The organism is Paenibacillus lutrae, assembly GCF_009757775.1.
In the GTDB taxonomy this organism is placed as follows: domain Bacteria; phylum Bacillota; class Bacilli; order Paenibacillales; family NBRC-103111; genus Paenibacillus_F; species Paenibacillus_F lutrae.
The window spans coordinates 92154-118823 of the sequence record NZ_RHLK01000010.1 but is presented as its reverse complement, the minus strand read 5'-3'; the positions used below and the strand labels follow the sequence as shown (position 1 = coordinate 118823).

Here is a 26670-nt window from a genome sequence, read left to right as displayed (position 1 = left end):
ACATATGTACATTAGTTACACTTATGTTCTTGAATTGAATATACAACATTTACCTGTGCGTTTCAACTATCTTCTTAGCTTTTCAATGAAAAATAAAATAAGCTTCCACCTATTCTTATAGAAGAGGAGAAGCTTAAGCAATATGATGATAATCCAATCGCTATCCTAATCGGAAAAAGTTCCAAGCGAAGGATCCCCCGAAATTTTTGCTTTAAAAATGAATGCCCTCCGCCTTCTTTCTTATTGTAAGAAACTTCATGACCCTCCTATCTTTATCTTCTTTTATGCTTAACAAAGTTCTTTTTCCAACCCGTTTATCTACATAAGCAAACGATCTTATCAGAGCATTCTCAGAAGTTACGGCTCTGTTTATTGGCAAATTCAGAAATTCCTCAATAGCATCGTAAAATTGATACTGATTATAATAACCCTGACTGCGCAACTCTTCATCTGCAAGTTTATAAGCTTGATAATACCCTTTTTGTTGAAGAGGATCGTTCCAGTCAAGACAATGATTTTCCTTCTGTATGGAATTAGCTGAAGAATTATACTTATAACTTCTTTTCGTCGTACAAAAATCATGCAGAATTACATGATCAAAAGTTATCCAGGCTCTCCCTACTTGATCATGACTACCCCGATAACGAGTGCTGTTATACTGAATTCTCCCTTTTAATGAGTCACATAATCGGGACTCCATCCGCATTTTCATTTTACTCCACTGCATAGAATATGCACCCAACCTTCACGAACAGCGTTTAGTAATCATATCGACATACAATCACTTTTAATAAAATACAGGTTTAGTACTTGAGATTACTAATCCCCCCTTCTGAAGATATTGAATATTTATACACAAATATGTATTATTAACTAATTAAAATTTCTTAGAAGCAGGTGTTGGTTATGATTACATTCGTTCCTCATCTTCCCCATAAAACCGAGCTCTATCAATTGTTTCAAACGACGGGTTGGGACGGAATTATTCAACTAAGTGAGAGTAAAATTTATGAAGCGGTATCAACTAGTTGGTTTACCGTGTCAGCTTATCATCATCAAGATTTAGTCGGTTTCGGCCGAGTTCTTTCAGATGGCGTTTTTCAATCCTTTATCTGTGATCTCATTGTTCACCCCGGTTATCAGAAGCAAGGAATAGGAAGCTCCGTACTCAAAGCTCTGCTGCTCCAATGTAAAAATCATCATATAGTCTCCGTACAACTGTGTTGTGCACAAGGAAAGGCTGAATTTTACAAAAAATTCGGGTTTATGCAGCGTAGTTCCGTTGCTCCTGGAATGTACTGGTTGAACCGAGATTTGGGCTGACTTATACGACCGAGAATCCTAAAATGGATTTCAAGGTATTTCTATACCCTATTTCTACATATTTTCTCACAGGTTCTCCCTTCAGTTCAGGAAAAAGTAATTTAGCCAATCGACCCTCTCCCACTATTCGCTGATCTTTTTCCAATTCCTTTATTTAGGCATCTCCCTCGACATATTAAAATACAAAAAAACAGCTCGGGCTATGCCAGAACTGTTTCTTTGCAAATATTCTTTATACGGCAACCTTTTACATCCGGTAAGTCCAGAACTGTTCCGTCCCCAGCCGCTGACGCACTGCAGGATCATCGACCGATTTGCCGGTTACCATCTGACCGAGTGAGAATTGGGATTTATGAGCCTGCACCGAGCGGATTTTGTGCTCCGTATACTCTTTAACATCATTAATAATATCCGGCTTGCCGATCTCATTCTCGCAGCCTTTGGAGAAAGCAATGCAGTGAATAACGGGGCGATCCGCCGCGGGCAGCTTCCCGATAGCCCTAATTACAGCTGCTCCAGTCGCATCATGGTCCGGATGTACGCTGTAACCCGGATAGAAGGTGATGACAAGTGAAGGTTTTAGTTCCTCCAGGAGCTCTTCGACTTTCTGCGTCAACCGCGTCTGATCGAACTCAATGGTTTTGTCATGAAAGCCCAGCATGCGAAGATCCTCAATGCCTATAGCACGGCAGGATTCCTCGAGCTCTACCCGGCGGATCGTCGGCAGAGTAACCCGGTTGGCAAACAATGGGCTGCCCATATTACGCCCCATCTCTCCAAGAGTCAGGCAAGCGTATGTTACGGGCGTCCCCTTGTGGATATGAGATGCCAAAGTACCCGAGCTGCTGAATGCCTCATCATCGGGGTGGGGCAGTATTACAAGTATATGTCGTTCCATGTGCGTACACCTTCTTTTCTATTAAAATGGTTCCCGGCTCAGCTGGAGTGCAACGACAAGTCTGCCTTCTTTGTCATGCCCTGCCATAACGAGTCTCTCCGTCTCCGAATCTTCCCAGTGTGTAAGTCCTTCCGAGTAGACCCAGCCGCCCTGTTCCAGCTTCAATCCGACCCGGTAAGGGCCTTTTCCCGCAATGGACCCTTCGTTGTATCGGATCTCTGCATTCTTTATAAAAGTAGATGCCGTATGCCTCGATTTATCCATATGCGCAGCATACGCACCATTCGTCATTTCCAGGTGAATATATAAGTCCTGGCCCTTGAGCCGATCAAGAATGTGCTGAACTCCGGCCTGATCTATAAGCTGCATAAGCTCTCCTCCAATTGTATCACAATTACTAAACGTAAGCGTCTAATCTATTTTATTATAGTCGATCCTCGTTCAGTTCACAAACTCCAGAATAATCCCGCGACAAAAGTTCTGCTCTCTCCGACTTTCGGCTTTCCTGCAAATGAAAACGAGCCTCCACTAACCGAGGCCCGTTCCCATTCGCTTAGAAACCCGTCTTTAGGTTTCCAGCTCGCTGCTATTTTATTCCGGCCCGCTTTCTTTGGTTACCTGCTGTGCAGGATTCACCCATGTCCGCAGCACACGTTCCACTTCCGCGACATGCACGGGTTTGCTGATAAAGTCCTGCATCCCTCTGTTTAGACAAGCCGCTCTGTCTTCTTCTCTGGCAAAAGCGGTTACAGCTACAATAACGGGCCGCTTCGCCTCGTCTAACCGCTGATTGATAGCTTCCGCCGCTTCAAAACCGTCCATAACCGGCATTTGGACATCCATGAATACCAAATCATAGGAACCGGTAGTAACCGCCTCCACCGCCTCAAGTCCATTGCAAGCACTATCTGCATCCAGCCCCATTTTGGCTAGAATCGTATGCAGAAGCTGGCGGTTCACCTGGTTATCATCGACGATCAGAACGTTCAGCGGTGCTTGGTTAAGAAAAGTAATCGCACTATCGCTCTGCTCTGCATATACAGGGGGCAGAGTTTCATCCAAGCTAAGATTAGAAGTACTTCCAGGAGATTGTACGGGTAAAAAGAAATGAAAATTCGATCCAATTCCCTCCTGACTCTCCATCCCGATTTCACCGCCCATTAATTCGACGATTTTTTTGCTGATAGACAGCCCCAGACCCGTTCCTCCATATTTACGGTTAATGGCAGGGTGCAGCTGCGAGAAAGACTGAAATAACAACGCCTTCTTATTGTCAGGGACACCTATTCCCGTATCCTTGACCGCAAACTGCAGAAGCATATCCTGCTTCCGGTCCCCCACTCGCTCTACAACTACGGTTATGCTCCCCTTCTCCGTAAATTTTACCGCATTGCTTATCAGATTGATCAGAATCTGGCGCAGCCTCGATTCATCTGTTACTACATATACAGGAAGATCCGCGGATACTTCTGCAGACAGACTGATATTTTTTTCCTTGGCTTTGGTTGTGAATAAATCCAGCACATGTTCTATAGTAGACCGGACATCGACCGGTTTCAGGGTGAGATCCATTTTGCCTGCCTCGATTTTGCTGAAATCTAAAATTTCATTCAAAATATGCAGCAGGGCATCACTGCTGATCCGAATGATATCGGCATAGCTATGCTGCTCCTCCGTCAAATCCGTTTCCATCAGCAGACCGGTCATACCCATGATTCCATTCATAGGTGTCCTCAGCTCATGGCTCATAATTGCTAGAAATTCAGATTTGGCCCGGTCAGCCTGTTCTGCGGCTTCCTTGGCCCGTATAATTTCTTTCTCGTTGGTCACATCGTGGAAGACGACCACGACCCCTTTTCTATCCCCTTTGTCGAAAAGAGGCGTTGCCTGGTATTCAGCCAAAAAGCTCGATCCGTCTTTTCTCCAGAATACGCCTTCCCGGTTACTGATTGAGATTCCTTGGGAAATCGCACGCTGGATAGGAGAATGGCCCGCTTTATAATAGGTTCCATCCGATTTTGTTTGCTGAATCTTGCTTAGAAGCAGGCTGCCAATCAGCTCCTCTGTCGCATAGCCAAGCATGGCTGCGCCTGCCGGATTAATAAACATGGCATTCCCTTCAAGATCAACACCAAAGATCCCCTCAGATGCGGAATTTAAAATAAGTGCATGCTCATAGCTTAATTTTTCAATTTGCTCGATATAACGCTTCCGTTCGGTGACATCTCTTGAAATGGCAATAATAGCTTCAACATGACCATGCTCATCATACGTATAACGACTGGTCGTTTCAAACCAGACATAAGTCCCGTCCTTACGCCTGAATTGGAACGTAACCGTCTTCGCAACTTCTTCATTCAGATTATCCTCGAGGTACTTCCTCACTCTGTCAACATCTTGCGGATGAATGTAACCCAGTCCCGCAGTTCCGATCATTTCCTCCTGCTCGTACCCGAGCATGGTGAGACATATGGGGGATACAAACTGGAAAGTAGCCTGTTCATCAGAATCATGACGAGATATAAAATCAATGGAGTATTCCGAGATCAGCCGATAATTTTTCTCGCTTTCTCTCAGCCGTTCTTCCATCTGCCTGCGCTCTGTTACGTCCTGCACCAAACCTACCACGAGGATGGGCTGACCGGCATCGTTCAGGCTTACATCCCAGAAACCGTTAATCGTCCGTATGGAGAAATCCGGCAGAATAATGCGGTATTCGAGTTCGTAGGATTTCCCCTTGAGCACAGCTTCCTCGATACTGACAATCACTTTCTCCAGATCATCGGGATGAATGCACTTCTTAAACAAATCGGTATTAACATCTTCCGCCGGAATCTGATAACCGAAGATCCGTCTCATTTCTTCCGAAAAAGAAAGTTTGGATGCCGCTATGTCCCAATCCCAGGATCCAATGTTAGCTATTCGCTGCGCTTCCGCCATGCGGGTCTCGTATTTGATTCTTTCCGTGACATTCCGGCCGATAGAAAGAACTTTTTCCTCTTTACCTGTGCTGTCCCTTATAACTTGAAATGCGGTTTCAAGCCAGATGAAATGACCATTCTTGTGTCTTACACGCCGCGTAAACACATCTTTTTCCGAATATAATTTATTGGGCAAACGCATCTGTGCCGCATCATCCGCATGATAGAAATTCCCCCGGTAAGATCCGACCATCTCTTCGGGCGAATACCCGAGCAGTGCTTGAACGGAAGGGGATATATAGAGAATCGTACCATCGGGTGTACTGATCGAAACGACATCCTGGAGGCTGGTGGACATAACGAGCTCCAGATACTCGAACTCCTGAACCCGCTGCTCTGCCGTCTTCGTTCTGGTAATATCCGTCATTTGCTGATACAGAAAGGGCGCGGTTTGAACATCCTGAGGATCTCCTAGCAAAGATACCTCTACAGACATCCAGACCGGATGGCCGTTTTTATGCCTGTATCTTTTGTCGATTTGAAAACTCCCGCCGGGGTTCTGCATCAGCTGCTTATAAATTTCATCATACTTGATCAGCTCTCCGTCTTGAAGGTAGGAGAGGTCTTGTTCCGTGCGTTCCGCTATCTCGGCCTCCGTAAATCCAAGCATGGCGCATAGTGCGGGATTCACTCTTAACCAGACCCCGCTATCCGGGGATACGAGGGCTAAGCCGCTCACCGCCGAACGAAACATCGGTTCACTGATCATACGATTGCTATGTAAAGGGTTAATCACAAAAAGCCTCCTTATATAACCCGGCATTGCGGGCTTCAAGCCCTTCTCCTTCCACGTCCTGCTTACGAATAAGCATGGCCCCGCTGCGAGAAGAACATCGATGTCATCCATTGTCCCTATTATAACAATATAGTCAGCATTAAGAACGGTCTTCTAGCGTAAATATCATTTTATTTTGTGGAAAATAGATAAACGGCGCCGCCTCCCGAAGGAAGCAGCACCGTCTATCAGATTCTCGTTATATTTGCTTGCCGGATGCAGCCGGGTATTCTTGTCTGGAAGAATAAAGAACCGCAGCAGCAAAGACTGCAGCACAGCCCCATATTTGCAGCATGGCCAGTGCTGTCAGCGGGAGTGCAGTCAGCTCCAGCACGGTCCGGCCTAGTGCCGTTTGGAATGTCAGAGCAAGGATGGCCAGCAGCCAAGCCAGGCCTCCTGTGTGTACAACCAAGCGTCCATGCCTGATATTGCTGCCGGCACTCGTCAGCAGCCAGCCGATAAGCGGCAGGCTCTGGAGGGCATGAAAGCCGAGTCCATGCAGGAAAATCAGATTACCGGAATCTCCTGTATAGCGGCTTTCCTCGATAATCATCCATATCCCGCCTGCATATGCCAAGAAAACAGACAGGAAAGCATACCTGATGCTGAGTGCAAGCAGCGGTCCTCCCTCCGTCCGGCTCTTGCTCTTGCTTTTGCGCCAGAAGGGCACTGCCAGCATAACGGTAAGCACGATAAGGAGCAAGGAATCTAAACCGAACAGCATACCGGTTATTCGATCCCATACGTTACCCGCTTCGGTAAAACGGGGGTTAATCCCGCGTAAATGCTGAATGGTCTCCGCCCCATAGCAGAACGCTATGCCCGCTGTAAAAACGAAACGAAACCGTCTGCGCTTCCGCTCTGTCCATCCCGTTAACGGGAGGATCGCAGCGACTGAGAGGACGAACATGGCAATAGCCGCATTAAAGGAGAATGCACTCTCTACATTCCCTTCAGGAAGAACCTCCGCTCCGAACAGAGCGATGTAAAGGGCCATAAGGGCTGCCAGAATAAACCCGGTGAGACTGAGAAGGAGCAGCGTTTTTTCACCCCTGAAAAGTGTTTTTACTCTAATTTGGCTTGGAATCACTTGAGGATTCATCATTGTACAATCATTCCTTTCAATCATCATAATAATTATTTATTTATCAATCAATAAATAATTTTGTAAAAGAATAAGCAGCGTGGAGCTGCTTTCTTTAATCCCTGGTTTTACGTTCGGTTTGTTAAGTTCGCGCTGTATTCGGAAATATCGGGCAAGCATAAAATTTCGGGCAGCTGGAGTACCTCTGCCACTGTAAGGAGCAGACCTGTGGCGAGGAACTGGCTTGCTGCAATCCTGGCATCGGGCACTCCCCCCTTCTCGAAGTTGGACACGATGGTTTCGTGAATAAGGCGGAATTTCTCCCGGACATGTTCACGGATGACGGGTTCTGAAATCGCGTGAGCCTGCATCACCATGACAATCTCGTCGCGGTTACTCGCCATAATTTCATCAAAGGCCGCTGCCATCTTCTCCAGGACCTGCTCACCAGACCCTTCCGCTTTCATGAAGCCCTCATAAATGCGATGGATGGATTTGTCTATCACTGCCTTGAAAAGCTCTTCTTTATTCGCAAAAAAATGAAACACATACGGCTGGGTCACACCCGCCGCTCTGGCTACTAAAGCCGTTGTCGCTTTATAATATCCTTTTTCCGCGAATATCGCCACGGCTTTGTCTATGATCTGTTCTTTGCGGTCTTCGCGGACTACCACGTCTTCAGCCTCCTTATTTATTAATCAATAAATAAATATTAATTGTTGAGTGCTATCTTGTCAATAGGCTCCTCTCCACGTTTGCAAACAACAGCAAAAAGACTGCCTATGCGGTTAAACCGCAGGCAGCCTTTCCTTATCCGGGAGTCCATGGGACTGTCCGTTCGTATTAAAATTTGTTCAAAGTATCGGTTAAAACTGGAACGATTTGCGATTTGCGGGATACAACACCTTTAAGAACCGCTTTGTTGTCAACCAGCGTCACGTTGTATGCCTGCTCGACAGCTTTGGATACACGGCCCAGTGCCAGACCGATGGAATCGTTGTTAAGGATATCCGTTACGACGAATACGAACAGATCCAGTCCCTTGCTCTCGATAATCGAGTTAAGAGCGGTTTCAAGCTCTGCCTGACGGGAAAGCACATCGTTCGTGTCTACCGCGTTCACTTGTGCGATTTCGACTTTGTATTCGCCCATCTTGAATTCTTTGGCGTCCAGGGATACCAGCTCGGCGATAGACTTGTCACTGAGGTCTGCTCCCGCTTTCAGCATATCGAGACCATAGCTCTCCAGATTAACACCTGCGATATCAGCCAGCTCACGGGCTGCAGCGACATCTTCGTCTGTGCAGGTTGGGGATTTGAGCAGAAGTGAATCGGAAATGATGGCAGACAGCATAAGTCCGGCAATATTCTTCGGAACTGATTTGCCATTCTCCTTGTACATTTTATTAAGAATTGTGGCGGTACAACCGACAGGCTCTGCACGGTAGTACAGGGGGCCGCTCGTTTCAAAATTCGCGATACGGTGATGGTCAATGACTTCCGCTACGCGGACTTGGTCGATGTCACTAACGCTTTGCTGACGTTCGTTGTGGTCAACCAGAATAACCGTGTTCACTTCATTTGCTACCGTCTCGACCAGGCGGGGGGCTTCTGCCTTGAATGTGTCGAGTGCAAATTGAGTTTCGCCGCTGATATTGCCCAGACGGACAGCTTCAACGTTGTGACCTAATTGTGTTTTGAGATCCGCATATGCGATTGCAGAACAAATGGTGTCCGTGTCGGGGTTCTTATGCCCGAAAATAAGTGTTTTCTCCATCATCTTACTCCCTTAATTATTCTGATTTTAGAAGAATGCCTTCAAGAAGGATCTTACTTATTTTGATTATATCGCTAAATCCTCCTTATTCCAATCCTTTTACAGAGAATAGAAGAAATATGAGAATTCAGGTCTAATAAAATGTTATTATATATGCCGTTTCTTATCTTAAACTCTTTTACCGATATAAAGCAAATGAGAGGAACTCCCCAGATTATATGGATTCTCCGCCTCTTTCATAACGATAGCCAACAGACTTCGAAAAGCCTCTTCCCCCTGCGATCGCCAGTAGTCCCACTGCTGCTCATTCATGACTCCTGCAACACTGCCTGACCCGATCAGCTTGATCGTCTGGAACCCGTGTGTTTCCATGAAAGGCGTGATTGCTTCGATATCGAAATAATAGGCACCGGTAAATCTGCCTTCATCACTATGATTGAAGATACCTGTAGCCATAAAATGAGCGAGTCCTTCAGCCGTATGATTCGGCTTCCACGCTTCAGGAAACAGGAGTGAGGTCGTGAGATGGCGTGTTCTGGACATAAACGCAACGAAGACAATACCATTCTCGGCTGTAACCCGGTGCAGCTCAGATACGGCCTGGATTCTGTCCTCTTCCGTCTGCAAGTGGTACATCGGACCTAGCATCAGTGCACCGTCAAACTCTTCATCGCTGAAGATCCCGAGATCTCTGGCATCGACCGTATGGAAACCGTCAAACCGGGGCTCCAGCCCATGTTCTCTGGCTTTTGACTCCGCTATCTCCACAAGTCGGGGTGTATAATCTGTCAGTGTGACCTTATAGCCGGCTTCCGCTAACTTCATCGCGTATTTTCCCGGACCTGCACCATTATCCAATATACGGCCGCCTGCCGGAAGATACTGGCGGATAAAATGGGAATTGATCATAAACTCGACCGGCTCCCGGTCAAGCCTTCCCCATTCATCGAACTGATTGTAGTATTTTCTGATTTTGTCCAAAGCAGAACCCTCCAATTTTTCGTTTCCTTCATCCCTCTATCAAGTATGTATATATTAGATGATGCAAGCGGGCGGTAGATTGAACCTATTCTAACGGTTTCTTTGCGAAAGAACAACAGATATTGGGTGCGGTAAATTCAGCACAGCTTCGTATGCCGATCATGCAGCGGACAGTTGGCCGGCTTTCTCTACATTTTTGAATTATAGGCATATAGGACCTCATACCAAGCAAGAACCAACACGAAAAAGATCGAAACAAGCAACTAATTTAGACTTATAAGCACAAAACTCATCAAAAAAACTTTATGATAGCGCTATCCTAATTTGACACTTTCTTCAATACCAGATTGATATAGTTATCTTGTATTTGGAGAACTGAGTACACTAATGGAGGGATGAACATGGCGGAATTGGAAAACGAAGTTGAAAGGCAAGAAGCCGCTGTAACCGAGGAGACAGCAGCTGCAGAGGATGTCGAGGCAGTCGAAGCGGCGGCAGATGAAACGGATGAGGCCCAAGCCGTTAAGGATGAAGAGGCTGTTCACGAAAGCGAGGCTGCAGATGAAGCAGCCGTAGAAGCTTCCGCAGAAGCTGAAGCTGATAAAGCTTCCCTAGAGGCTGCAGCTGATGAAGCTGCGCCAGACGAAGAAGCAGCCGAATAAAGATCCAGCATCCCTTCAGCTTGATCCACATACAGCCCTGACCAGCCTGCTCCCCGTGAACAGGCTTAGCTGGTTTTAAGCCGTGATTGGCCATAGAGCTGCATCAGCCACCCGCTCACAAGCAATAACCGCTTCCCAGCGGACAGCCGGGAAGCGGTTAAATGTACCGTGTTGTTGCAGGAAGTTATATTTACTTGGCTTTGGCTTCCGGCAGATGCTCTTTGCAGAAAGCGTCAACCAGTTGGATTTCATCCTCTTCCAGATCATAATCCAGATACTTATCCGTTGAACTTTCGTGAAAATCAACTTTGGCGATTCTGGATCCGCTCTCTTCCACGCTATAAATGACTCTCAAATAAAGTCCGTTAGGCGTATACAGCTCATCGTCCTCCGGAACCTCAATGTCGAGAATAAACTCGTAACGTTGTCCCGCCAAAATACCAAATGGATCCTTTACTACTTCTACACTGTAAGCTGTAATCGTTAGCATATTTGCAACCTCCAAATTCTATCCGTACAGCTTATTATACACTAGAATCTTATCGGATCAATCCAAGTGCTTTGGCTTGTTCTTCTGTTAATACGAATGCTTCATTCGGCCAGACATCATCTTCCTTGTTTAAACCGAACAGATTCATGACTTCCTGCCAGACACCTTTTTCTAACGCTTCGTTCTGAGTGATCGTAATCTTCATACCGGACTCCCCTCTCTCATTTCTTGAGTTACTACTTATTTACCCAGAAAATGAAAGTTGTAGCCCTCTGATGAACATTAAACGCCCAGCCGTGCTGCCTCGGATGCGGTGATTTAGTGTCACGGATCTACCATATTTTATATTAAAGATGCTATTCTCTGTTTCGAAGAACAACGGATGTCTCGATTTGTCTTTGAGGTACGTCCCAGTATAGATGCAGCAACCGTTCTTTTTCCTCGCCGGGCACGAGATGAAACCCGTTCTTCTCATAAAAACGGATGGCCCATACAGCAGATGCCCACGTTCCGATAAGGATCGGTCTGTCCTCTTTTTCCATTAAATATTGAAGCAGTTTGCTCCCGATTCCGCCGCTGCGCTGATTCGTTCTCACATAAGCATGCCGGATTAAGGCTACATCCTGTTTATCCTGAATACCCATAACACCCATCAATTGCCCATCTTCATCCGTATAACCGTAGAAGACAACGCCATTCTCGATTTCTTCCAGCAATTCCCGGAGCGGCATGTAAGGTTCATGATAGCGGTCTTCGGGAATGATTCCTTTGTAAGCCGCAGCCGCATCATTAATAATGTCGTAGATAGATGGTATATCATCTTGATTACAGATTCGGATCATTATTGTTTCCTCCCGGAATCAGAAAATGGATGGCGGTTATTAGATCCCCCTAATTTCATAGATAATCCAATAACTCACTTAAATGCTCTACCGCTGCTACAGGATAAACCCCTCTCTCTTTCATGAACGAAATTCCTTTGCCATAACTGATAAAAGGAATGCCGGCATCACTGGAAGCCTTGCCGTCTATCCATGAATCCCCAATGGAGATCCAGGCGGAGCGGGTCATGCCGCTGTACATGTCCATCACATATTCAAACCCCGATGGCGAAGGCTTCAAAGCCTTCATCTGTTCTCTTCCAATGATCACATCAAAAAAAGGAGCAATTCCTGTATTATGAAGCGCCTTAAGTGCCGCTTCCCGTGAATTATTTGTCAGGATCACCAGTACATATCGGCCATGAAGTTCCTGAAGCAGCTCCAGCGCTCCATTCTCTAGTCCGGCTCCTTCCATTCCGGTAAGTTCATGCTTTGCTGCAATCCTCATAAGCTCCGCATACGAGGAATCGCTGATTCCTTTCTGCCGTGCATGCTCAATTAATGTAGAAGAAGTATGGTCAACCACGTTGAAGGGATCTTCAAACAGGTCCAATGCTAATAAATATCGGTAAATTTCCGCCTTCATAGCCGGGAAGTCGATTTTGGACTGAAGGAGTGTATTGTCCATATCAAACATAATCCCTTTAACTTCATTCATTTGTGATATCCCCCTCCCTTATCGAACCGGGCTTGCTGAACCAGGCGAGAAACGGAGCGGAGCCGTATAACACGGAATTACATGTCCACATCAATTCAACGGCTTCATCCTCGGCAGCTCTCTTTACCTGTATGTATTCGTGCGGAACGGATTTGACCCTTTGTATGTTACAAAAAAACCCAGGCATCGTCTGCCTGGGCTCTTTGTGTTTAATGGAATTAACCTTCAAGCAGAAGGGATTCCGGATCTTCCAGCAATTCTTTAACGGTTACGAGGAAGCGAACAGCCTCGCTGCCATCCACGATACGGTGATCGTAGGAAAGAGCGATGTACATCATCGGACGGTTCTCCATACGTTCAGCATCGATAGCTACCGGACGGATCTGGATTTTGTGCATACCCAGAATACCGACTTGCGGTGCGTTAAGAATCGGCGTGGACAGCAGGGAACCGAATACACCACCGTTAGTGATCGTGAAGGTACCGCCTTGCAGGTCGGACAAAGCAAGTGCGTTGTTGCGCGCTTTGCCGGCAAGTTCACCGATTTGTCTTTCGATCTCAGCAAAGCTGAGCCGGTCTGCTTCACGAACGACTGGTACAACCAGACCTTCTTTGGCAGATACCGCAATACCGATATCGTAGAACTGCTTGACAACAATATCCTCGCCGTCAATCTCAGCATTCAGATGCGGGTACTGCTTCAATGCGCCCACAACGGCTTTGGTAAAGAAGGACATGAAACCGAGTCCTACATCATGCTTGTCTTTGAACGCATCTTTGCGGCGTTTGCGGACATCCAGAATCGCCGTCATGTCCACTTCATTGAAGGTAGTCAGCATCGCTGCCGTATGCTGTGCTTCAACCAGACGCTTCGCGATAGTCGCGCGGCGGCGGGACATTTTCTTGCGCTCTACCGGCTTGCCTGGATCAGCGGCCTGCTGCGAAGCCGTATTCGCTGAACCGGAGTTAGCGGACTTCGGAGCGGAAGGTGCGCTTGCTTGCTGGTTGGAAGTGGATGGCTGTGTGCTGAATGTTTTGACATCTTCCGGGTACACACGGCCGATCGGATCTTGCGTTCTGACCTGGTTCAGGTCAATTCCGCGCTCTCTCGCCAATTTGCGGGCAGCCGGAGAAGCAGCTACAGCTGCGCTCTCAGCTTCCGCAGATGCTGCAGGAGCTTTGGCCGGCTCGCTGGCCGGAGCAGCCTGCTCCGCAGCTTTAGGCGCTTCAGGAGCGCTAGGCTGGGAAGCTTGTCCGCTGCCTGCACCAATAAGACCGACAACTTCACCAACGGATACGTTGTCACCTTCTTGCTTACGGATTTCGGACAGCACGCCATCCTGCTCCGCACTGATTTCCAAGTTTACTTTATCGGTTTCAAGCTCCAGCAGAAGATCTCCCTGGCTGACTTGGCTACCTTCTTTAACTAACCATTTGGAAATGGTTGCTTCCGTGATAGACTCTCCCAATTCGGGCACTTTAATTTCTGACACAGCGTCGTCCTCCTATGAGCAAATTATTCAGGTTGCTTTAATGCGTTAGCGATGATTTGGTTATGTTCGAACGTATGAACTTCCTGGAAGCCGCTGGCAGGACTCGAGCGGTCCGGCAGACCGATATACTGCACATCGGCTTTGGACGGTGCGATCGCGCGGATGCGAGGCTCCATGAAGTTCCATGCGCCCATGTTCTTAGGCTCTTCCTGAACCCATATGATTTCTTTCAGTCCCGTGAAACGCTCCATCACGGCAGCAATTTCTTTATCCGGGAAAGGATACAGCTGTTCTACACGGACAATTTGCAGCCAGGAATAATCCTTCTCTTTGTCCGCTTCAAGCGCCTCTTCAAGATCGATGGCGATTTTACCGGTGCAAAGAACGAGACGACGGATCTTCTTAGGCTGTTCGCCAAGACCTTGCTGCTCAATAATCGGCATAAAGGAGCCTTCGCTGAACTGCGTGCCCGGAGAAGCTACCCGTGCATTACGGATCAGGCTCTTAGGCGACATAATGATGAGCGGACGAGCTTCTTCACGCTCTGTAATAGCAGCCTGACGGCGCAGGATATGGAAATATTGAGCCGCCGTACTCAGATTCGCAACCGTCCAGTTGTTCTCAGCCGAAGACTGGAGGTAACGTTCCAGTCTTGCGCTGGAGTGTTCCGGTCCTTGCCCTTCATAGCCGTGCGGCAGAAGCATGACGAGACTGGATTTCTGAGCCCACTTCACGCGGCCGGCAGCGATGAATTGGTCGATAATGACTTGCGCTGCGTTCGCAAAGTCTCCGTACTGGGCTTCCCAGATTACAAGCGTTTCAGGCGAGTAAACATTGTAGCCGTATTCAAAGCCCAAGATCGAGCCTTCCGACAGCGGACTGTTGTAAATGGCAAACGATGCACGAGCCTGAGGAATCTTATGAAGCGGCGAATAAGTCGCACCGGTCTTGGAATCGTGCAGAACGACATGGCGATGAGCGAACGTACCGCGGCCTACGTCTTGTCCTGTCATCCGGATCGGCTTGCCGTCAGCAAGAATGGTGGCAAATGCAAGCGTCTCGGCCAGAGCCCAGTCAACTTTGCCGCCTTCATTCAGTGCATCCCCACGACGCTCCAGAATGCGCTGCAGCTTCGGATATACGTGAAAATCTTCCGGCCAGGTAATGAGCGCCTTGTTGATTTCCTGCAGCTGAGGAAGCGGAACAGCCGTGTCGATTTTCAGATCCTTGTCGAATACGACCACGTTAGCCAGACGGTTACCGCTGTCCTTATTCTTCACAAGATCGTAAGCTTCCTGCAGTTTAGCCTGTACATCCTGAACCATCTTCTGGTAGCGCTGATCGTCGATCAGCCCTTCCTGCTTCAGTTTTTCCGCATAGGAAACGCTGACGGTCGGATGATTCTTCACTTTCTGATACATGAGCGGCTGGGTTGTTTCGGGATCATCGTTCTCGTTATGACCGAAACGGCGGTAACCAACCAGATCAATCAGGAAGTCTTTCTTGAAACGGTTACGGTATTCGCAGGCCAGACGGGCCGCTGCGATACACGCGTCCGCATCGTCCGCATTGACGTGAACGATCGGAATTTCGTAGCCCTTGGCCGGATCGCTGGCGTAGTGCGTGGAACGCGAATCCGAGCTGTCCGTCGTAAAGCCTACACGGTTATTGACGATAATATGAATGGTACCGCCATTGCGGTAACCTTGAAGCTTCGTGAAGTTAAGCGTCTCCGCCACGATTCCCTCGCCCGGGAATGCCGCGTCACCATGGATCGTTATGGTTGCCGCTTTACTTACGTCCTGAACGGGATAACCCGGGTTCTCACGGTTATCTTGCGCAGCGCGTGTGAAGCCCTCAACAACAGCTCCTACGAACTCCAGGTGACTCGGGTTGTTCGCCAAAGTCAGCTTAGCTTCAAGTGCATCGCCTTCCTTAATGGAACGCTGCTCACCCAGATGATATTTGACATCCCCCGTCCAACCGTAGTTAATTCCCATCGAACCTTCAGAAGGGATAATGTCTTTGTTAGGGGAATGATGAAATTCTTTAAAAATCTTGTTGTAAGGCTTACCTAAAATATGTGCAAGCACGTTTAGGCGGCCGCGGTGAGCCATTCCCATCAGGATGTGGCTGGCGCCATCAAGCACCACTTCGTGTACGATTTGATCAAGAATCGGAATTAGAACATCTGTACCTTGAAGAGAAAAACGTTTCTGTCCAACGAACGTGCGATGCAGGAATTGCTCGAACTGCTCTGCTTGAATAAGACGGTCAAGCAATTTAATCCGTTCTTCCGATGTTAGAGGCTCAATGGAGGCTCCGGATTCTGCTTGGCGGTTAAGCCAGTCTCTCTCGCTTTCTTCGTGTACATGACTGAATTCAAAGGCGATCGATTGGGAATACGATTTGCGAAGACGTTCAATCGCTTCCCATCCGTTTGCAACATCGGAAGGAGCTTCCTCCCATACGAGTGAAGACGGCAGCGCAATAAGGTCTTCCTTCGTAAGTCCGTAAGTCGCCGGCTCAAGCAATCTAGTATCCGCCGTTGTACTAAGTCCCAGTGGATCGATGTTAGCCGCTAAATGTCCATAGGTACGAATATTCCATACCAGCTTGCTGACGGCCATTACTTTCTTCAGCACTTGAGGATTGCTGCTGTCGGTTACTTGGGCTTGTTGCTGCCCGCTTCCTGTTGTTCCGGACTCAGCCGGAGGTGCTCCAAAACGCGCGAAAAGCTCCCGAAAAGTTTCTTCAACCGATTCGGGATTGTTCTGATACTGCTCGTACTGCTCCTGAATGTAACCTAGATTCGGACCGTAATAATTAGCCCACGGCCATCGTCTGTCCTCTTGTCCATTCTTCATAGCTGTAATTTTCCGCCTCACTTTTAAAATAATAGTATTGCTTGCCATTTACCTATCAATCTAACTAGTACGCGCCGCCCTTATGTCTTAAATCTATAACATGTCCTGGGGGACGTCTTGTGTGATGAAAATTACATCTTCTATTATAGTCCACTATTTCAAAATTTCCAAAGAACTTTCGATTTTTCGGGAAAAATATCGATTTATCGCGAAATTAGGGCAATCTTTTGACAAAAGGCCTATTTCACTCTACACCTTCGCTTCCTATTTCTTCATTTACCCGCCCTCTTTTTTCTGGGAAGAGTCCCTTTTTTATACAACCGGCAAGAAAATATCCCCTTACGGTTTAACGGCTAACCGGACAGATAATGTTAGCTTTTACGAATGAAATTACTGCCTTGCACCTTAACTAGATCATAGATATAATAGCATAGTAATCCAATGCATTGTTAATCGAGGTATAAGGAAGTGACCTATGAAAATCAACAAAGAACTTCTTAAAGGCAGTACAGTCATCCTTATTCTATCTTTGCTGGGCCGGAAGGAAATGTACGGCTATGAAATGATCAAGGAAATGGAGAAAAGGTCGGACGGGATTTTTGAATTCAAAGAAGGAACTCTCTATCCCATTCTCCACACACTTGAAAAAGAACGCTGGGTCGAAGCTTATTGGAGCGAACATGAAGGACGCAAACGTAAAAATTACCGGTTAACTGAAAAAGGAAAGCTGCAGCTTCAGGAAAAACAGCAAGAATGGCGGATTTTCAGCGGAGCGGTCGAAAGAGTGATCGGGGAGGGACATGTGTGAATCTGCTGTTAGATGACGAGAAGGTGAGGCGCTTCCTTAGAAAAGTGTGCGCGCAGGTTAGAGCCAAGGAACTTCATACGGAAATCCGCGCGGAACTGACGGGGCATATCGAAGATCTGGTTGAACGGGCCGAAGCCAAAGGGATGTCGCGTGAAGAGGCGATAGCCCAGGCCATTAGTCAAATGGGCAACCCGGCCGAAATCGGACGTGATTTGCATAAAGCACACAGGCCGCAAATCGAATGGGGTATGCTGGCGATTATCGGGGTACTGACAGCTCTTGGCTTGTTTGCGATGTTTGCACTGGACAGTGCACAGATACAAAACCGGGGCATGCGAACCATAGATATAAGTTTTATGATGACACAATTGAAATTTATTTTAATAGGTCTTTTTGCAGCAGCGGGCGTTTGGTTTGTGGACTACAGGAGATTACAACGTTTTTCAGTGCTGTTATTTGTCGGAACGGTTTTTCTGCTTTTGTTTGCAACTTCCCAGAGAGATTTTCTTATAAATGGTTCTTTATACTTTATAAACATTGGAGATTTTTCATTTAACGCAGTTAACTTCTCCTTATATGGCTTTCTCATTGCAGCAGCAGGTATGAATTTCGCTATAATACGAAGCCTACCTGGATTAATGATTCGCATCGGAATTTGCGGATTCTTACCGTTGTTTATTTATTTCCAAATGAATTCATACATGCCCGCTCTTATCTATACGATCGGATTCGCCTCCCTTCTCTACTATACGCGGCGCAAATGGTGGCCTGCTGCCGTCTTTATAGCCCCTGTGGCCGTTGCCGGACTTTTTTTAATAACTCAGAAACCGCATTTGTATGACCGGTTAATAAGCATAAGCTCGAACTCCGGTAGTGATAACAATTATCAAACCATGAACTCTATCGAGGCCATTCAATCAGGAGGATGGTTCGGAAAAGGGTTCGGGGTATGGAATAATACCCTGCCTGCCATATACTCAGAGGCGCTTCTGCCCTATTTAATGTACGCCTTCGGCTGGATCATGGGCATGATTATTATAGGTTTGGCTCTTATTTTCATCGCAAGACTTGTACAGATTATTAATCGAATCGAGGATCCATATGGCCGCTTAATCGTTTTTGTCGTCTCTGTCCTTATAACCATTCAGTTCTTGTGGACGATCCTCATGTCCATCGGTCTTGTGCCGTATACCTCGGTATCTCTACCGTTCATCTCCTTTGGAGGCAGTCAATTGCTGCTCCATTATGTTTCATTCGGGCTCGTGCTTAGTGTTTATAAAAGGATTCATATGATACCTAAGCTGACAACCCGTTGAATGCGCCAGCTGCTCTGCTGCGGATGCTGTTCTAACGCATGAACAAGTCTTATCTATCATCATCCTCATAAAAAAGCCTGCAGTCCGTTCCTGTTAAGGAAACTGGGCTGCAGGCTTTCTGGGAACCGCTACGGCGGTTCTTTTTCACATAAATCTTGTACTAATTAACCGTTACGTATACTTTGGTCGATTTCTTCGCATAAGTAACCGTAATCGTTGCCTTGCCTTTGCCGATTGCCCGGATGACCCCGTCCTTCACATCCGCGATCCGAATGTTAGAGGTAGACCATAGTCCGTGAACAGAAACGTCCTGCTCCGACAAATCATCGAAGGTGGCAATCGCTTTGACATTTACCGTCGATCCGGCTTTCAGATCAATAGTGATCTTGTCCGTCTTCAAATATTTCAGTTTATCGACTTCAACCGGAATGGAGATGCTTTTGCCGCCGAATGTTGTGGTCACGGTCGCAGTTCCTGCACTCACGCCCGTCACTTTCCCCTCGCTGACATCCGCAATTTTATAGTTGCTCGCCTTCCACTGTGCGCTCGAAGTTACGTCTTTTTTGCTGCCGTCCGAAAGCGTAGCCGTCAGCTTAATTTGTACGGATGAGCCGGATTTCGTGGAAACAAAACGCTTATCTACTTCCAAAGAGGAAACTACGCCGATTTCTACCGGAATCGTGACCGTTTTGCCGCCGTATTTAGCCGTGATCGTTGCTTTACCGCGCGACACCGGTGTAACGACGCCATTATCTACCGTCGCCACAGCCGCACTGCTTGAGCTCCACTCCGCATCTTTCGTTACGTCTGCAGGAGTTCCGCTTACATCTGTACCTGTCAGAGTAATGAATTTATTCTCACCCAGATCAAAATTCAGGAAAGAAGGATTTGCCGTCAGCTTATCCGCCATGTCTACTTGAACTTTGAAAGTAACCGTCTTGTTCTGAAAAGCGGCTGTGATCGTCGCTTCGCCCGAGGCTGCCGCCTTCACGACACCTGCATCAACCGTTACTGCTTTGTCATTGGAGCTGGTCCAAACCGCTTCCTTCGTTACCTCTTCTTTGGTGCCGTCTGAATACGTCGCCGTTACATCCAGTTTCTGTTCAGCCCCTTTCTTAAGAGAAAGGCTTGTTTTGCTGTTTGTGGTCAATGTTTTCAGAACGCCTACGGATACTTGAACAGCAACCGTTCTGGTTCCGTACTTGGCTGTAACAGTAGCCGCACCTGTGCCGACGCCTGTAATGACGCCTTTACGCACTTCTGCGATTTCGGGAGAACTGGTCGTCCAGTCCGCTTTATCCGTTACATCTTCTACTCTTCCGTCGCTGTAGATTGCACTCAGCGTCACTTTCTCATAGCTGCCTATTTGAAAGTTAACGTTCTTAAGGTTTGCTTTGATCGTGTTCGGGATATCAACGGATACATGGATCGTGACTCTTTTGCCGCCATAGCTCGCCGAAACATTCGTTTCACCGGCTTTACGGGCAGTAACTTTACCCTCTTTGACGCTGACAATCGAATCATCATCGACCGACCATTTCGCTTCACCCGCTACGTCTTCTTTGGTATCATCTGCATAGGTGGCCCACAGGATGATCTGCTCGTCTTTGCCTGTTTGCAGGAACAACGGTTCCTTATCCGCTTCCAGACGCTTGGGAACGTCCACATCTACAATAGCGGAAACCGTTTTGGTCCCATATTTAGCTGTAACGGTTACTTCGCCTGTCGCATTCGCAAACAGCTTGCCTTTCACGACGCTCACGATATTCTCATCGCTTGAAGACCACTCTGCACGGGCTGTTACATCGTCCGTACCGCCATCTGCATACGTGGCAGTCAGCTTCAGCTCTTCTGTGGTGTTCTTCTTCAGAAGTACAATCTCCTTGCCCAGATCCAGCTTGACTGCGTTATCTACATCCACTTTGATAGCCGTGGATTTCGTGCCGTAGCTCGCCGTGATCGTTGCTTTGCCCGGCCCGTAACCGGTCACTTTACCTTTCAGTACATCCGCTATGTCCGGATTATCGGATTCCCACTCGGCCAGCTCCGTCACATCTTCCGATGTTCCATCCGGATAAGTCGCCATCAAAGTGACGGTATCCGTTTCTTTTAGCAGCATCGATATTTGAGACTTGTCGGGATCCACCCGTTTGGCGACTTCAATGCTTACCGGCACCGAAACGGTCTGATTGTTATACTTCGCAGTAACAATGGCCGTTCCTGAGCTTTGGCCCGTTACCAGACCATTTACTACAGTAGCGACAGAACCGTTGTCAATATTCCATTCCGCTTTCTTAGTGACGTCTTCATTCGTACCGTCATCATAGTAAGCCTTTAAGGTAATCTGTTCCGATTTACCCTTGCGCAAATCGATCGTTTGTATGTCTTTAATAAGGGAACGGACACGTTTGCTCACGGTCACGTTCACGATGACGGTTTTTCCTTTATGAGTAGCCGTAATGACGGCCTTTCCTTCTTTCTTCGCCGTTACCGAGCCCGCATACACGGATGCGATGTCCGGGGAACCTGAAGTCCAGTCGGTTTTGACGGTTACATTCTCAGTCGCGCCGCTGTCATAGACAGCCGTTGCTGTCAGAGGCGAAGTGCCGCCAACTTCCAGTGAAAGTTCGTTTTTGTTCAGTACCAGACTGGAAACTTCCAAAGCCATCGCACTCATAGCGCCGAAGCTGCCTGATACCAATGTTAATGTTAGGAATAAAGCCATAATCCTCATTGCCCGCATCATTTCATCTCCTAGTCTTATTGTCGGTCATATTTCGGAAATCCGATTGCAATCTTACCTGTTTCAGCTTAAGCTGAGTGTTTTTCATGCCGAACCCGAACATTAAACTCGACGTCCTTGTCAGTACCTGGAAATCGTAATCCCCCTTTTAGGTAAAACTGTTCGCCCGGCACAATTTCGGCGTCTTCCAGAGAGTATTCGATTAATACTCCGTTAGGTTGCTAACCTTTTGCTGGTACCAACGCCTCTACTACTATCGGCAAATGGGTACTGAAACTTTAGGAATAAGCTCCGAAATACGCTCTTCCAGGCGGAAATTCACTCCACCATCATACGCCGAGACAGCAAAAAGACCCTCGTGAGGGCCTTTTCAAATGAATGATGCTGCACTCCAGATAGTAAGGAGCGAATCGCAGCTATAAAGTTTATGGTGTGTAACCGAATCCTCGCTCCTCTTAACGTTCGATGATTTGCTCGCGCCTTGGACCGACGGATATAGTCCGGATCGGCACACCGATCAGCTTTTCCACAAGGAGAACATATTCTTGGGCAGCGTCAGGCAGATCGCCGAATTGGCGGATCGAAGAAATATCGCAATTCCAGCCTTTTACGTTCTCGTAGACGGGCTTAGCCTGATCCAGCCGTGCCGATACGGGGAATTCCAAGGTTCTGCTACCATCCAGCTCATAAGCTGTACAGACCGGGATTTCCTCCAGATATCCTAAGACATCCAGATTGGTCAGAACGGCTTCGGTAGCCCCCTGAATCTGGCAGCCATACCGGGTTGCGACAGCATCGAACCACCCCATACGCCGCGGACGTCCTGTCGTAACACCGAATTCCCCGGCATCCCCGCCCCTTTGGCGTAATTCAGCGGCGCTCTCTCCTTTTATTTCTGAGACAAAAGGGCCGGCACCTACACAGCTTGAATAGGCTTTCGTTACCGCGATAATCTGTTTAATGGCATAGGGAGGAATTCCCGCTCCAACAGCAGCAAAACCGGCTAGTGTCGAAGAAGAGGTCGAATAAGGATAAATACCGTGATCCGGATCTCTCAGTGCTCCGAGCTGCCCTTCCACGAGTATGCGCTCCCCGCGCTTCACCACTTCCTGCAGGAGAACCGATGAATCCACAACATAAGGCCGGATCTGTTCCGCTTTGTCTGCGAACTGTTGAACAATCTCGTCCGTTTGCAGAAGCGGATGGCTGTACAAATGCTTCATGAGGGTGTTCTTTGCTGCCAGCGAAGCTTCCACTCGCAGCCGCAGCCTGTCTTCATCGAACAAATCGGAAACTTGAATACCCAGTTTCGATACTTTATCCGAATAGAAAGGGGCAATCCCCGATTTGGTGGAGCCGAATTTAAGATCTCCCAGCCGCTCCTCTTCCAATTGGTCCAATAATTTATGATACGGCATAACGATTTGAGCCCGGTCCGATATGCGCAGAATCGGTTCAGGGACGCCTCTGTCCGTCAGCCCTTTTAACTCGTGAAGAAAGTCATCTATGTTCAGCGCCGTACCCGGGCCGATAATGTTACATACCCCCGGATAAAAAACACCGGAAGGAAGAATGTGCAGCGCAAATTTGCCGTACGGATTGAGAATGGTATGGCCTGCATTGCTGCCTCCCTGATACCTGACTACATATTTGGACTGTGCCGCAAGCACGTCCGTGACTTTCCCCTTCCCTTCATCTCCCCAATTAGCGCCGACAATTGCCGTTACCGTCATATCATTGATCAGACCTTTCTGCTTGGAATCAACTCTTACATTCAGTATAATTGGGAGTATCTCATAAATAAAATGAATATTACTTATACAGACCATAAAGGTGGTTAATGTCTTGTTTGAGAACTTAGAAGGGTACCGCGTCTTTTACTACACGGCAAGAGCAGGCAGCTTTACCCGCGCAGCCGAACACTTATGTATTACTCAGCCTGCCGTCACCCATTCAATCAAGCAATTAGAATCCAGACTGGGCGTTCAGCTCTTCTTCCGCACATCCAAAGGCGCTGTATTAACCCATGAAGGAAACGTGCTTCTGCAGCATGTCGGCAAGGCTTTTAATTTTATCGAGTCCGGCGAGCGCAAATTGGCGGATATGCGTCAACTCATGGAAGGCGAGATACGGATCGGAGCCGGCGATACCCTCAGCAAACATTATTTGCTCCCGCATCTTAAACAATTCCATGACAAATATCCCGCCATCAAAATTCAAGTTACGAACCGGACGACCCCTGAGACCCTCCTTTTATTAAAAGAAGGCCGGATCGACCTGGGTCTGGTTAATCTACCTTTACAAGACAAGCACATTCACGTCCAGGAAACTCTGCTTATTCAAGACTGTCTGGTAGCAGGCCCCCAATTCAAGGAACTGACGGAGGGCCGTTACACTTGGGAGCAATTATCCCGGTACCCCATTCTTTTACTGGAAAAAGGAAGCCATACACGGGCATCTTTCGATAGCTATACCAGGCAATTGGGGTTGGACATTCAGCCGGAGATCGAATTAGGCAGTCTCGATTTGCTGCTTGAATTCGCAAGTATGGGATTCGGTCTGGCTTGTGTCGTTCGGGAGTTTGCCGAGGATGATCTCGCACGGATGGGACTTTGTGAGGTTCGCCTGGAGCAACCTTTACCACCCCGGAAGGCCGGTATCATCACACTAAAAGATGTACCTTTGAACACCGCTGCCAAGCGTTTCGTTGAACTTCTTACTAAATAACCCCGCAAGGAGTTTATTGCAAGTAATGTGTAGGCTTTCGGATGCTTCGCGAGAACGTGCCGCCGGAAAATATGTGCTGTGAACGCTCTATGTGACATGGGACACTATGAGTCCTTCACTTTTTTTATCTGTTCGCTTGTCAGCCTTTTTAAGACCTCGTATAATAACAAAGCAAACATACGTTTGCCAAAACTATCCTGCTCAGTCTACGGAGGTCTTATGAAAGGTACAACACATCTTATGATCGGCACGGCTATCGGTTTGACCGCTTCCGCTTTTCAACCATTTACTGTGCAGAATTTCGCCTTATACATAACCGTTGCGGCATTCTCAGCATTAAGCGCTGATCTGGACGGACCGAGTATGCTGAGCAGCAAACTGGGCAAAATCTCCAAAATGCTCCGCGAGTTTTTTCTTTGGGGTGGAGCTATTTTTCTCGCGGGCGTTAGCTTTCAATACTTCGTGCAGCATCTGTTCTATCCGAAGCTAATGACTGCGGCCGTTATGATTTTCCTTATCGGTTTCGTAACCAAACAGGGATTTATCCGTAACGCCTTGGTCAGCGTTGTCGGGGTCGCGCTTATTTATATGGGCTGGGCCATGAATATGAGGTGGTTGATCGGTCTGGGTATATTCGTCGCCTGGGCCCCTTGGCTGAAACACCGCGGGATGACTCATACAGTCTGGGCATTAGCCTTCTGGGGAGCCATCGGTTACGAACTGGAACAGCAGCTTCAAATTGAGGGTGTTATGTTCGTTGCTTTTGCCGGTTATTTCTCTCATTTATTCGCGGATACCTTGACACCAAGCGGTGTGAAATGGCTCTATCCGGTCTACAGGAAACCCATTAAGATTCCTTTTCTGTAGATCAAAGATAATCGTTATCTAACCGTTAAGAGCGAAGTGACCTTAGGGAGTACACCAAGAAGTATCCGCACACCCTTCGGATACTTCCCCTCCTTTATGGCACGATTATGTCAAGATCTTTGCTTATGACAACTACTTAGCAATCAATCTTCCTCTCTGCGCTGTATAGATGGGTCAAGATATTCCGGTTCCGCTCATTAACGAATTCAAGCTCTTTCTTCATCCCGAGCTTCTCCGCCGTCTTCCGGGAGGCCGTATGATTGTAAGGCATGTTGGCAACTATCCGCTTAAATCCTAACCGGGTCTGACCCAAGTCCAAACACGCCTGCGCCGCTTCCACGCCATAGCCTTGCTTCCAATACCGGTGATCGATTATGTAACCCAGATCGACCTCCACTGTCCCGTTAATTTCTAACTGTCCGAAGCCGCAGTCTCCAATCATTCTATTGTTCCCGATTAGAGCGGTGACCCATCTTCCATAACCTAACTCCTTGTAATTGGACAGATTCTTTATCATCCACTTCCTAACCTGCTCCGCACTGAAAGGCTCCGGCCAGAATGACATGGTTTGTTGATTGGAGAATATGCGCAGGGCATCTTCGTAATCCGACTCTTCGTACTCCCTCAGAATCAGCCTCTGCGTTGTTATTATCGTGTTCATAGGACCTCCACTGATCAAGATTTTAACACCCGGTCAGGAAATTATGTTCAATCATTTCCCGGGCAACCGCACAAATCGATAAGTTTAGCGCCAGAATGACAAATCACCCACTCTTCTGCAGCAACAACAAGTCTGCTGTGGAATTAGCAATCACTATGCGGTATCCAGGCTCAGAGAGAATCATCGTACCCCTCTGCTATTTTCTTTAGCTCAATATTCCTGTGGTTGATGAAGGCTTCCATATACCTTCTCAGAACCAATCGCTCCACCAGCCACCCGATCATACCAAAAGGCGCTTCGAACAGAAGCGTATCCTTCATCAACGTTCTGGAATCATCCAGCTCAACAAATTCATGTGTATGTTTAAGACTTTTGAAAGCTCCTCTGAGCATGGAATCGACAAATAGATACGGTCTCTTAAATTCTGTGATTTGAGACGTTAATTTCTGCCGCACTCCCAAATGCGTCGCTTGAAAAGTTACGGTCTCCCCATCGCCGATACAACCTGTTACAGTCCCGTCAATTGCTTTTTCTTTTGTATGTTTCCATACGGTCCTGGTATGAACGTCAATGTTTCTAGCTAAATCAAAACACCGGTCAATGGGTGCCTCAATTTCAATTTCAGTCGTGACCTTAATCATCGTATCCCGCTCCTGCCCTACTGGTCTCTGGACTTCAT

General features: G+C 47.5%; 24 protein-coding genes. 6 read left to right on the top strand and 18 right to left on the bottom strand.

The annotated features are described in order from the left end of the window. Positions 1 to 211: 211 nt before the first annotated feature. Positions 212 to 727, bottom strand: a complete 516-nt coding sequence (locus EDM21_RS16945; protein ID WP_157337353.1) for an SF0329 family protein — start codon at positions 725 to 727, stop codon at positions 212 to 214. Positions 728 to 906: 179 nt separating this feature from the next. Here EDM21_RS16945 and EDM21_RS16940 point away from each other — a divergent pair, with 179 nt between their 5' ends. Then, positions 907 to 1323, top strand: coding sequence for a GNAT family N-acetyltransferase (locus EDM21_RS16940; RefSeq protein WP_157337351.1), 417 nt, complete (start codon positions 907 to 909; stop codon positions 1321 to 1323). A 247-nt stretch (positions 1324 to 1570) separates the two neighbouring features. Here the strand turns inward: EDM21_RS16940 and bshB2 are convergent, their stop codons facing one another. The 7 genes from bshB2 to EDM21_RS16905 all read right to left on the bottom strand — a co-directional run bounded on the left by bshB2 (position 1571) and on the right by EDM21_RS16905 (position 9818). Then, positions 1571 to 2221, bottom strand: coding sequence for a bacillithiol biosynthesis deacetylase BshB2 (gene bshB2, locus EDM21_RS16935; RefSeq protein ID WP_157337349.1), 651 nt, complete (start codon positions 2219 to 2221; stop codon positions 1571 to 1573). 21 nt (positions 2222 to 2242) lie between these two features. Further along, on the bottom strand, positions 2243 to 2590 hold the full coding sequence (locus tag EDM21_RS16930; RefSeq protein WP_157337347.1) for a YojF family protein: 348 nt from the start codon (positions 2588 to 2590) through the stop codon (positions 2243 to 2245). 222 nt (positions 2591 to 2812) lie between these two features. Beyond that, complete coding sequence (locus EDM21_RS16925) at positions 2813 to 5938, bottom strand: PAS domain S-box protein (RefSeq protein ID WP_338044004.1); 3126 nt, start codon at positions 5936 to 5938, stop codon at positions 2813 to 2815. Between the two features lie 238 nt (positions 5939 to 6176). Continuing rightward, a complete protein-coding gene (locus EDM21_RS16920; protein WP_157337345.1) occupies positions 6177 to 7082 on the bottom strand; it encodes a hypothetical protein in 906 nt (301 codons plus the stop codon). Between the two features lie 107 nt (positions 7083 to 7189). Beyond that, complete coding sequence (locus EDM21_RS16915; RefSeq protein ID WP_166542064.1) at positions 7190 to 7735, bottom strand: TetR family transcriptional regulator; 546 nt, start codon at positions 7733 to 7735, stop codon at positions 7190 to 7192. A gap of 169 nt (positions 7736 to 7904) precedes the next feature. After that, entirely contained in the window at positions 7905 to 8837 is a 933-nt protein-coding gene (locus EDM21_RS16910) for a manganese-dependent inorganic pyrophosphatase (protein WP_157337438.1), read from the bottom strand. A gap of 168 nt (positions 8838 to 9005) precedes the next feature. Further along, positions 9006 to 9818 carry a class I SAM-dependent methyltransferase gene (locus EDM21_RS16905; RefSeq protein ID WP_157337343.1) on the bottom strand — a complete coding sequence of 271 codons (813 nt, stop codon included), beginning with the start codon at positions 9816 to 9818 and terminating at the stop codon, positions 9006 to 9008. Between the two features lie 401 nt (positions 9819 to 10219). Between EDM21_RS16905 and EDM21_RS16900 the strand changes: the two genes are divergently transcribed. Then, positions 10220 to 10480: a hypothetical protein gene (locus EDM21_RS16900; RefSeq protein WP_157337341.1), complete on the top strand. Its 261-nt coding sequence runs from the start codon at positions 10220 to 10222 to the stop codon at positions 10478 to 10480. Between the two features lie 190 nt (positions 10481 to 10670). On the opposite strand, the gene EDM21_RS16895 is transcribed toward EDM21_RS16900, so the two are convergent. The 6 genes from EDM21_RS16895 to EDM21_RS16875 form a co-directional block, all read right to left on the bottom strand. Next, entirely contained in the window at positions 10671 to 10970 is a 300-nt protein-coding gene (locus EDM21_RS16895) for a DUF6509 family protein (protein WP_157337339.1), read from the bottom strand. A 49-nt stretch (positions 10971 to 11019) separates the two neighbouring features. Beyond that, the gene (locus tag EDM21_RS24640) at positions 11020 to 11175 is read right to left on the bottom strand and encodes a hypothetical protein (RefSeq protein WP_166542063.1); all 156 of its coding nucleotides are present in this window, start codon (positions 11173 to 11175) and stop codon (positions 11020 to 11022) included. Positions 11176 to 11326: 151 nt separating this feature from the next. Then, positions 11327 to 11812: a GNAT family N-acetyltransferase gene (locus EDM21_RS16890; protein WP_157337337.1), complete on the bottom strand. Its 486-nt coding sequence runs from the start codon at positions 11810 to 11812 to the stop codon at positions 11327 to 11329. A gap of 55 nt (positions 11813 to 11867) precedes the next feature. Continuing rightward, the gene (locus EDM21_RS16885; protein ID WP_157337335.1) at positions 11868 to 12509 is read right to left on the bottom strand and encodes an HAD family hydrolase; all 642 of its coding nucleotides are present in this window, start codon (positions 12507 to 12509) and stop codon (positions 11868 to 11870) included. Between the two features lie 218 nt (positions 12510 to 12727). Next, positions 12728 to 14002, bottom strand: a complete 1275-nt coding sequence (gene odhB, locus EDM21_RS16880) for a 2-oxoglutarate dehydrogenase complex dihydrolipoyllysine-residue succinyltransferase (protein WP_166542062.1) — start codon at positions 14000 to 14002, stop codon at positions 12728 to 12730. Between the two features lie 23 nt (positions 14003 to 14025). Continuing rightward, positions 14026 to 16869: a 2-oxoglutarate dehydrogenase E1 component gene (locus EDM21_RS16875; RefSeq protein WP_157337333.1), complete on the bottom strand. Its 2844-nt coding sequence runs from the start codon at positions 16867 to 16869 to the stop codon at positions 14026 to 14028. 475 nt (positions 16870 to 17344) lie between these two features. Here EDM21_RS16875 and EDM21_RS16870 point away from each other — a divergent pair, with 475 nt between their 5' ends. Next, entirely contained in the window at positions 17345 to 17677 is a 333-nt protein-coding gene (locus EDM21_RS16870) for a PadR family transcriptional regulator (protein WP_157337332.1), read from the top strand. Further along, positions 17674 to 18993 carry an FtsW/RodA/SpoVE family cell cycle protein gene (locus EDM21_RS16865; RefSeq protein ID WP_157337330.1) on the top strand — a complete coding sequence of 440 codons (1320 nt, stop codon included), beginning with the start codon at positions 17674 to 17676 and terminating at the stop codon, positions 18991 to 18993. Before EDM21_RS16870 ends, EDM21_RS16865 begins: the two co-directional genes overlap by 4 nt. Positions 18994 to 19153: 160 nt before the next feature. Here the strand turns inward: EDM21_RS16865 and EDM21_RS16860 are convergent, their stop codons facing one another. Further along, positions 19154 to 21736, bottom strand: coding sequence for an Ig-like domain-containing protein (locus EDM21_RS16860; protein ID WP_235918240.1), 2583 nt, complete (start codon positions 21734 to 21736; stop codon positions 19154 to 19156). Positions 21737 to 22191: 455 nt separating this feature from the next. Next, the gene (locus EDM21_RS16855; protein ID WP_157337327.1) at positions 22192 to 23469 is read right to left on the bottom strand and encodes an adenylosuccinate synthase; all 1278 of its coding nucleotides are present in this window, start codon (positions 23467 to 23469) and stop codon (positions 22192 to 22194) included. A 112-nt stretch (positions 23470 to 23581) separates the two neighbouring features. Here EDM21_RS16855 and EDM21_RS16850 point away from each other — a divergent pair, with 112 nt between their 5' ends. Beyond that, the gene (locus tag EDM21_RS16850; RefSeq protein WP_157337325.1) at positions 23582 to 24463 is read left to right on the top strand and encodes a LysR family transcriptional regulator; all 882 of its coding nucleotides are present in this window, start codon (positions 23582 to 23584) and stop codon (positions 24461 to 24463) included. A 219-nt stretch (positions 24464 to 24682) separates the two neighbouring features. Further along, complete coding sequence (locus EDM21_RS16845) at positions 24683 to 25330, top strand: metal-dependent hydrolase (protein WP_157337323.1); 648 nt, start codon at positions 24683 to 24685, stop codon at positions 25328 to 25330. A 136-nt stretch (positions 25331 to 25466) separates the two neighbouring features. On the opposite strand, the gene EDM21_RS16840 is transcribed toward EDM21_RS16845, so the two are convergent. After that, positions 25467 to 25991 carry a GNAT family N-acetyltransferase gene (locus tag EDM21_RS16840; protein WP_157337321.1) on the bottom strand — a complete coding sequence of 175 codons (525 nt, stop codon included), beginning with the start codon at positions 25989 to 25991 and terminating at the stop codon, positions 25467 to 25469. A 170-nt stretch (positions 25992 to 26161) separates the two neighbouring features. Next, a complete protein-coding gene (locus tag EDM21_RS16835; protein WP_157337319.1) occupies positions 26162 to 26632 on the bottom strand; it encodes an SRPBCC family protein in 471 nt (156 codons plus the stop codon). Between the last annotated feature and the right edge of the window lie 38 nt (positions 26633 to 26670).

Bases quoted from the DNA above. Each gene is read 5' to 3' on its own strand.
- EDM21_RS16945 (WP_157337353.1), bottom strand. From the start codon at position 727: ATGCAGTGGAGTAAAATGAAAATGCGGATGGAGTCCCGATTATGTGAC.
- EDM21_RS16940 (WP_157337351.1), top strand. From the start codon at position 907: ATGATTACATTCGTTCCTCATCTTCCCCATAAAACCGAGCTCTATCAA.
- bshB2 (WP_157337349.1), bottom strand. From the start codon at position 2,221: ATGGAACGACATATACTTGTAATACTGCCCCACCCCGATGATGAGGCA.
- EDM21_RS16930 (WP_157337347.1), bottom strand. From the start codon at position 2,590: ATGCAGCTTATAGATCAGGCCGGAGTTCAGCACATTCTTGATCGGCTC.
- EDM21_RS16920 (WP_157337345.1), bottom strand. From the start codon at position 7,082: ATGATGAATCCTCAAGTGATTCCAAGCCAAATTAGAGTAAAAACACTT.
- EDM21_RS16910 (WP_157337438.1), bottom strand. From the start codon at position 8,837: ATGGAGAAAACACTTATTTTCGGGCATAAGAACCCCGACACGGACACC.
- EDM21_RS16900 (WP_157337341.1), top strand. From the start codon at position 10,220: ATGGCGGAATTGGAAAACGAAGTTGAAAGGCAAGAAGCCGCTGTAACC.
- EDM21_RS16895 (WP_157337339.1), bottom strand. From the start codon at position 10,970: ATGCTAACGATTACAGCTTACAGTGTAGAAGTAGTAAAGGATCCATTT.
- EDM21_RS24640 (WP_166542063.1), bottom strand. From the start codon at position 11,175: ATGAAGATTACGATCACTCAGAACGAAGCGTTAGAAAAAGGTGTCTGG.
- EDM21_RS16890 (WP_157337337.1), bottom strand. From the start codon at position 11,812: ATGATCCGAATCTGTAATCAAGATGATATACCATCTATCTACGACATT.
- EDM21_RS16885 (WP_157337335.1), bottom strand. From the start codon at position 12,509: ATGAATGAAGTTAAAGGGATTATGTTTGATATGGACAATACACTCCTT.
- EDM21_RS16875 (WP_157337333.1), bottom strand. From the start codon at position 16,869: ATGAAGAATGGACAAGAGGACAGACGATGGCCGTGGGCTAATTATTAC.
- EDM21_RS16870 (WP_157337332.1), top strand. From the start codon at position 17,345: ATGAAAATCAACAAAGAACTTCTTAAAGGCAGTACAGTCATCCTTATT.
- EDM21_RS16860 (WP_235918240.1), bottom strand. From the start codon at position 21,736: ATGCGGGCAATGAGGATTATGGCTTTATTCCTAACATTAACATTGGTA.
- EDM21_RS16855 (WP_157337327.1), bottom strand. From the start codon at position 23,469: ATGACGGTAACGGCAATTGTCGGCGCTAATTGGGGAGATGAAGGGAAG.
- EDM21_RS16845 (WP_157337323.1), top strand. From the start codon at position 24,683: ATGAAAGGTACAACACATCTTATGATCGGCACGGCTATCGGTTTGACC.
- EDM21_RS16840 (WP_157337321.1), bottom strand. From the start codon at position 25,991: ATGAACACGATAATAACAACGCAGAGGCTGATTCTGAGGGAGTACGAA.
- EDM21_RS16835 (WP_157337319.1), bottom strand. From the start codon at position 26,632: ATGATTAAGGTCACGACTGAAATTGAAATTGAGGCACCCATTGACCGG.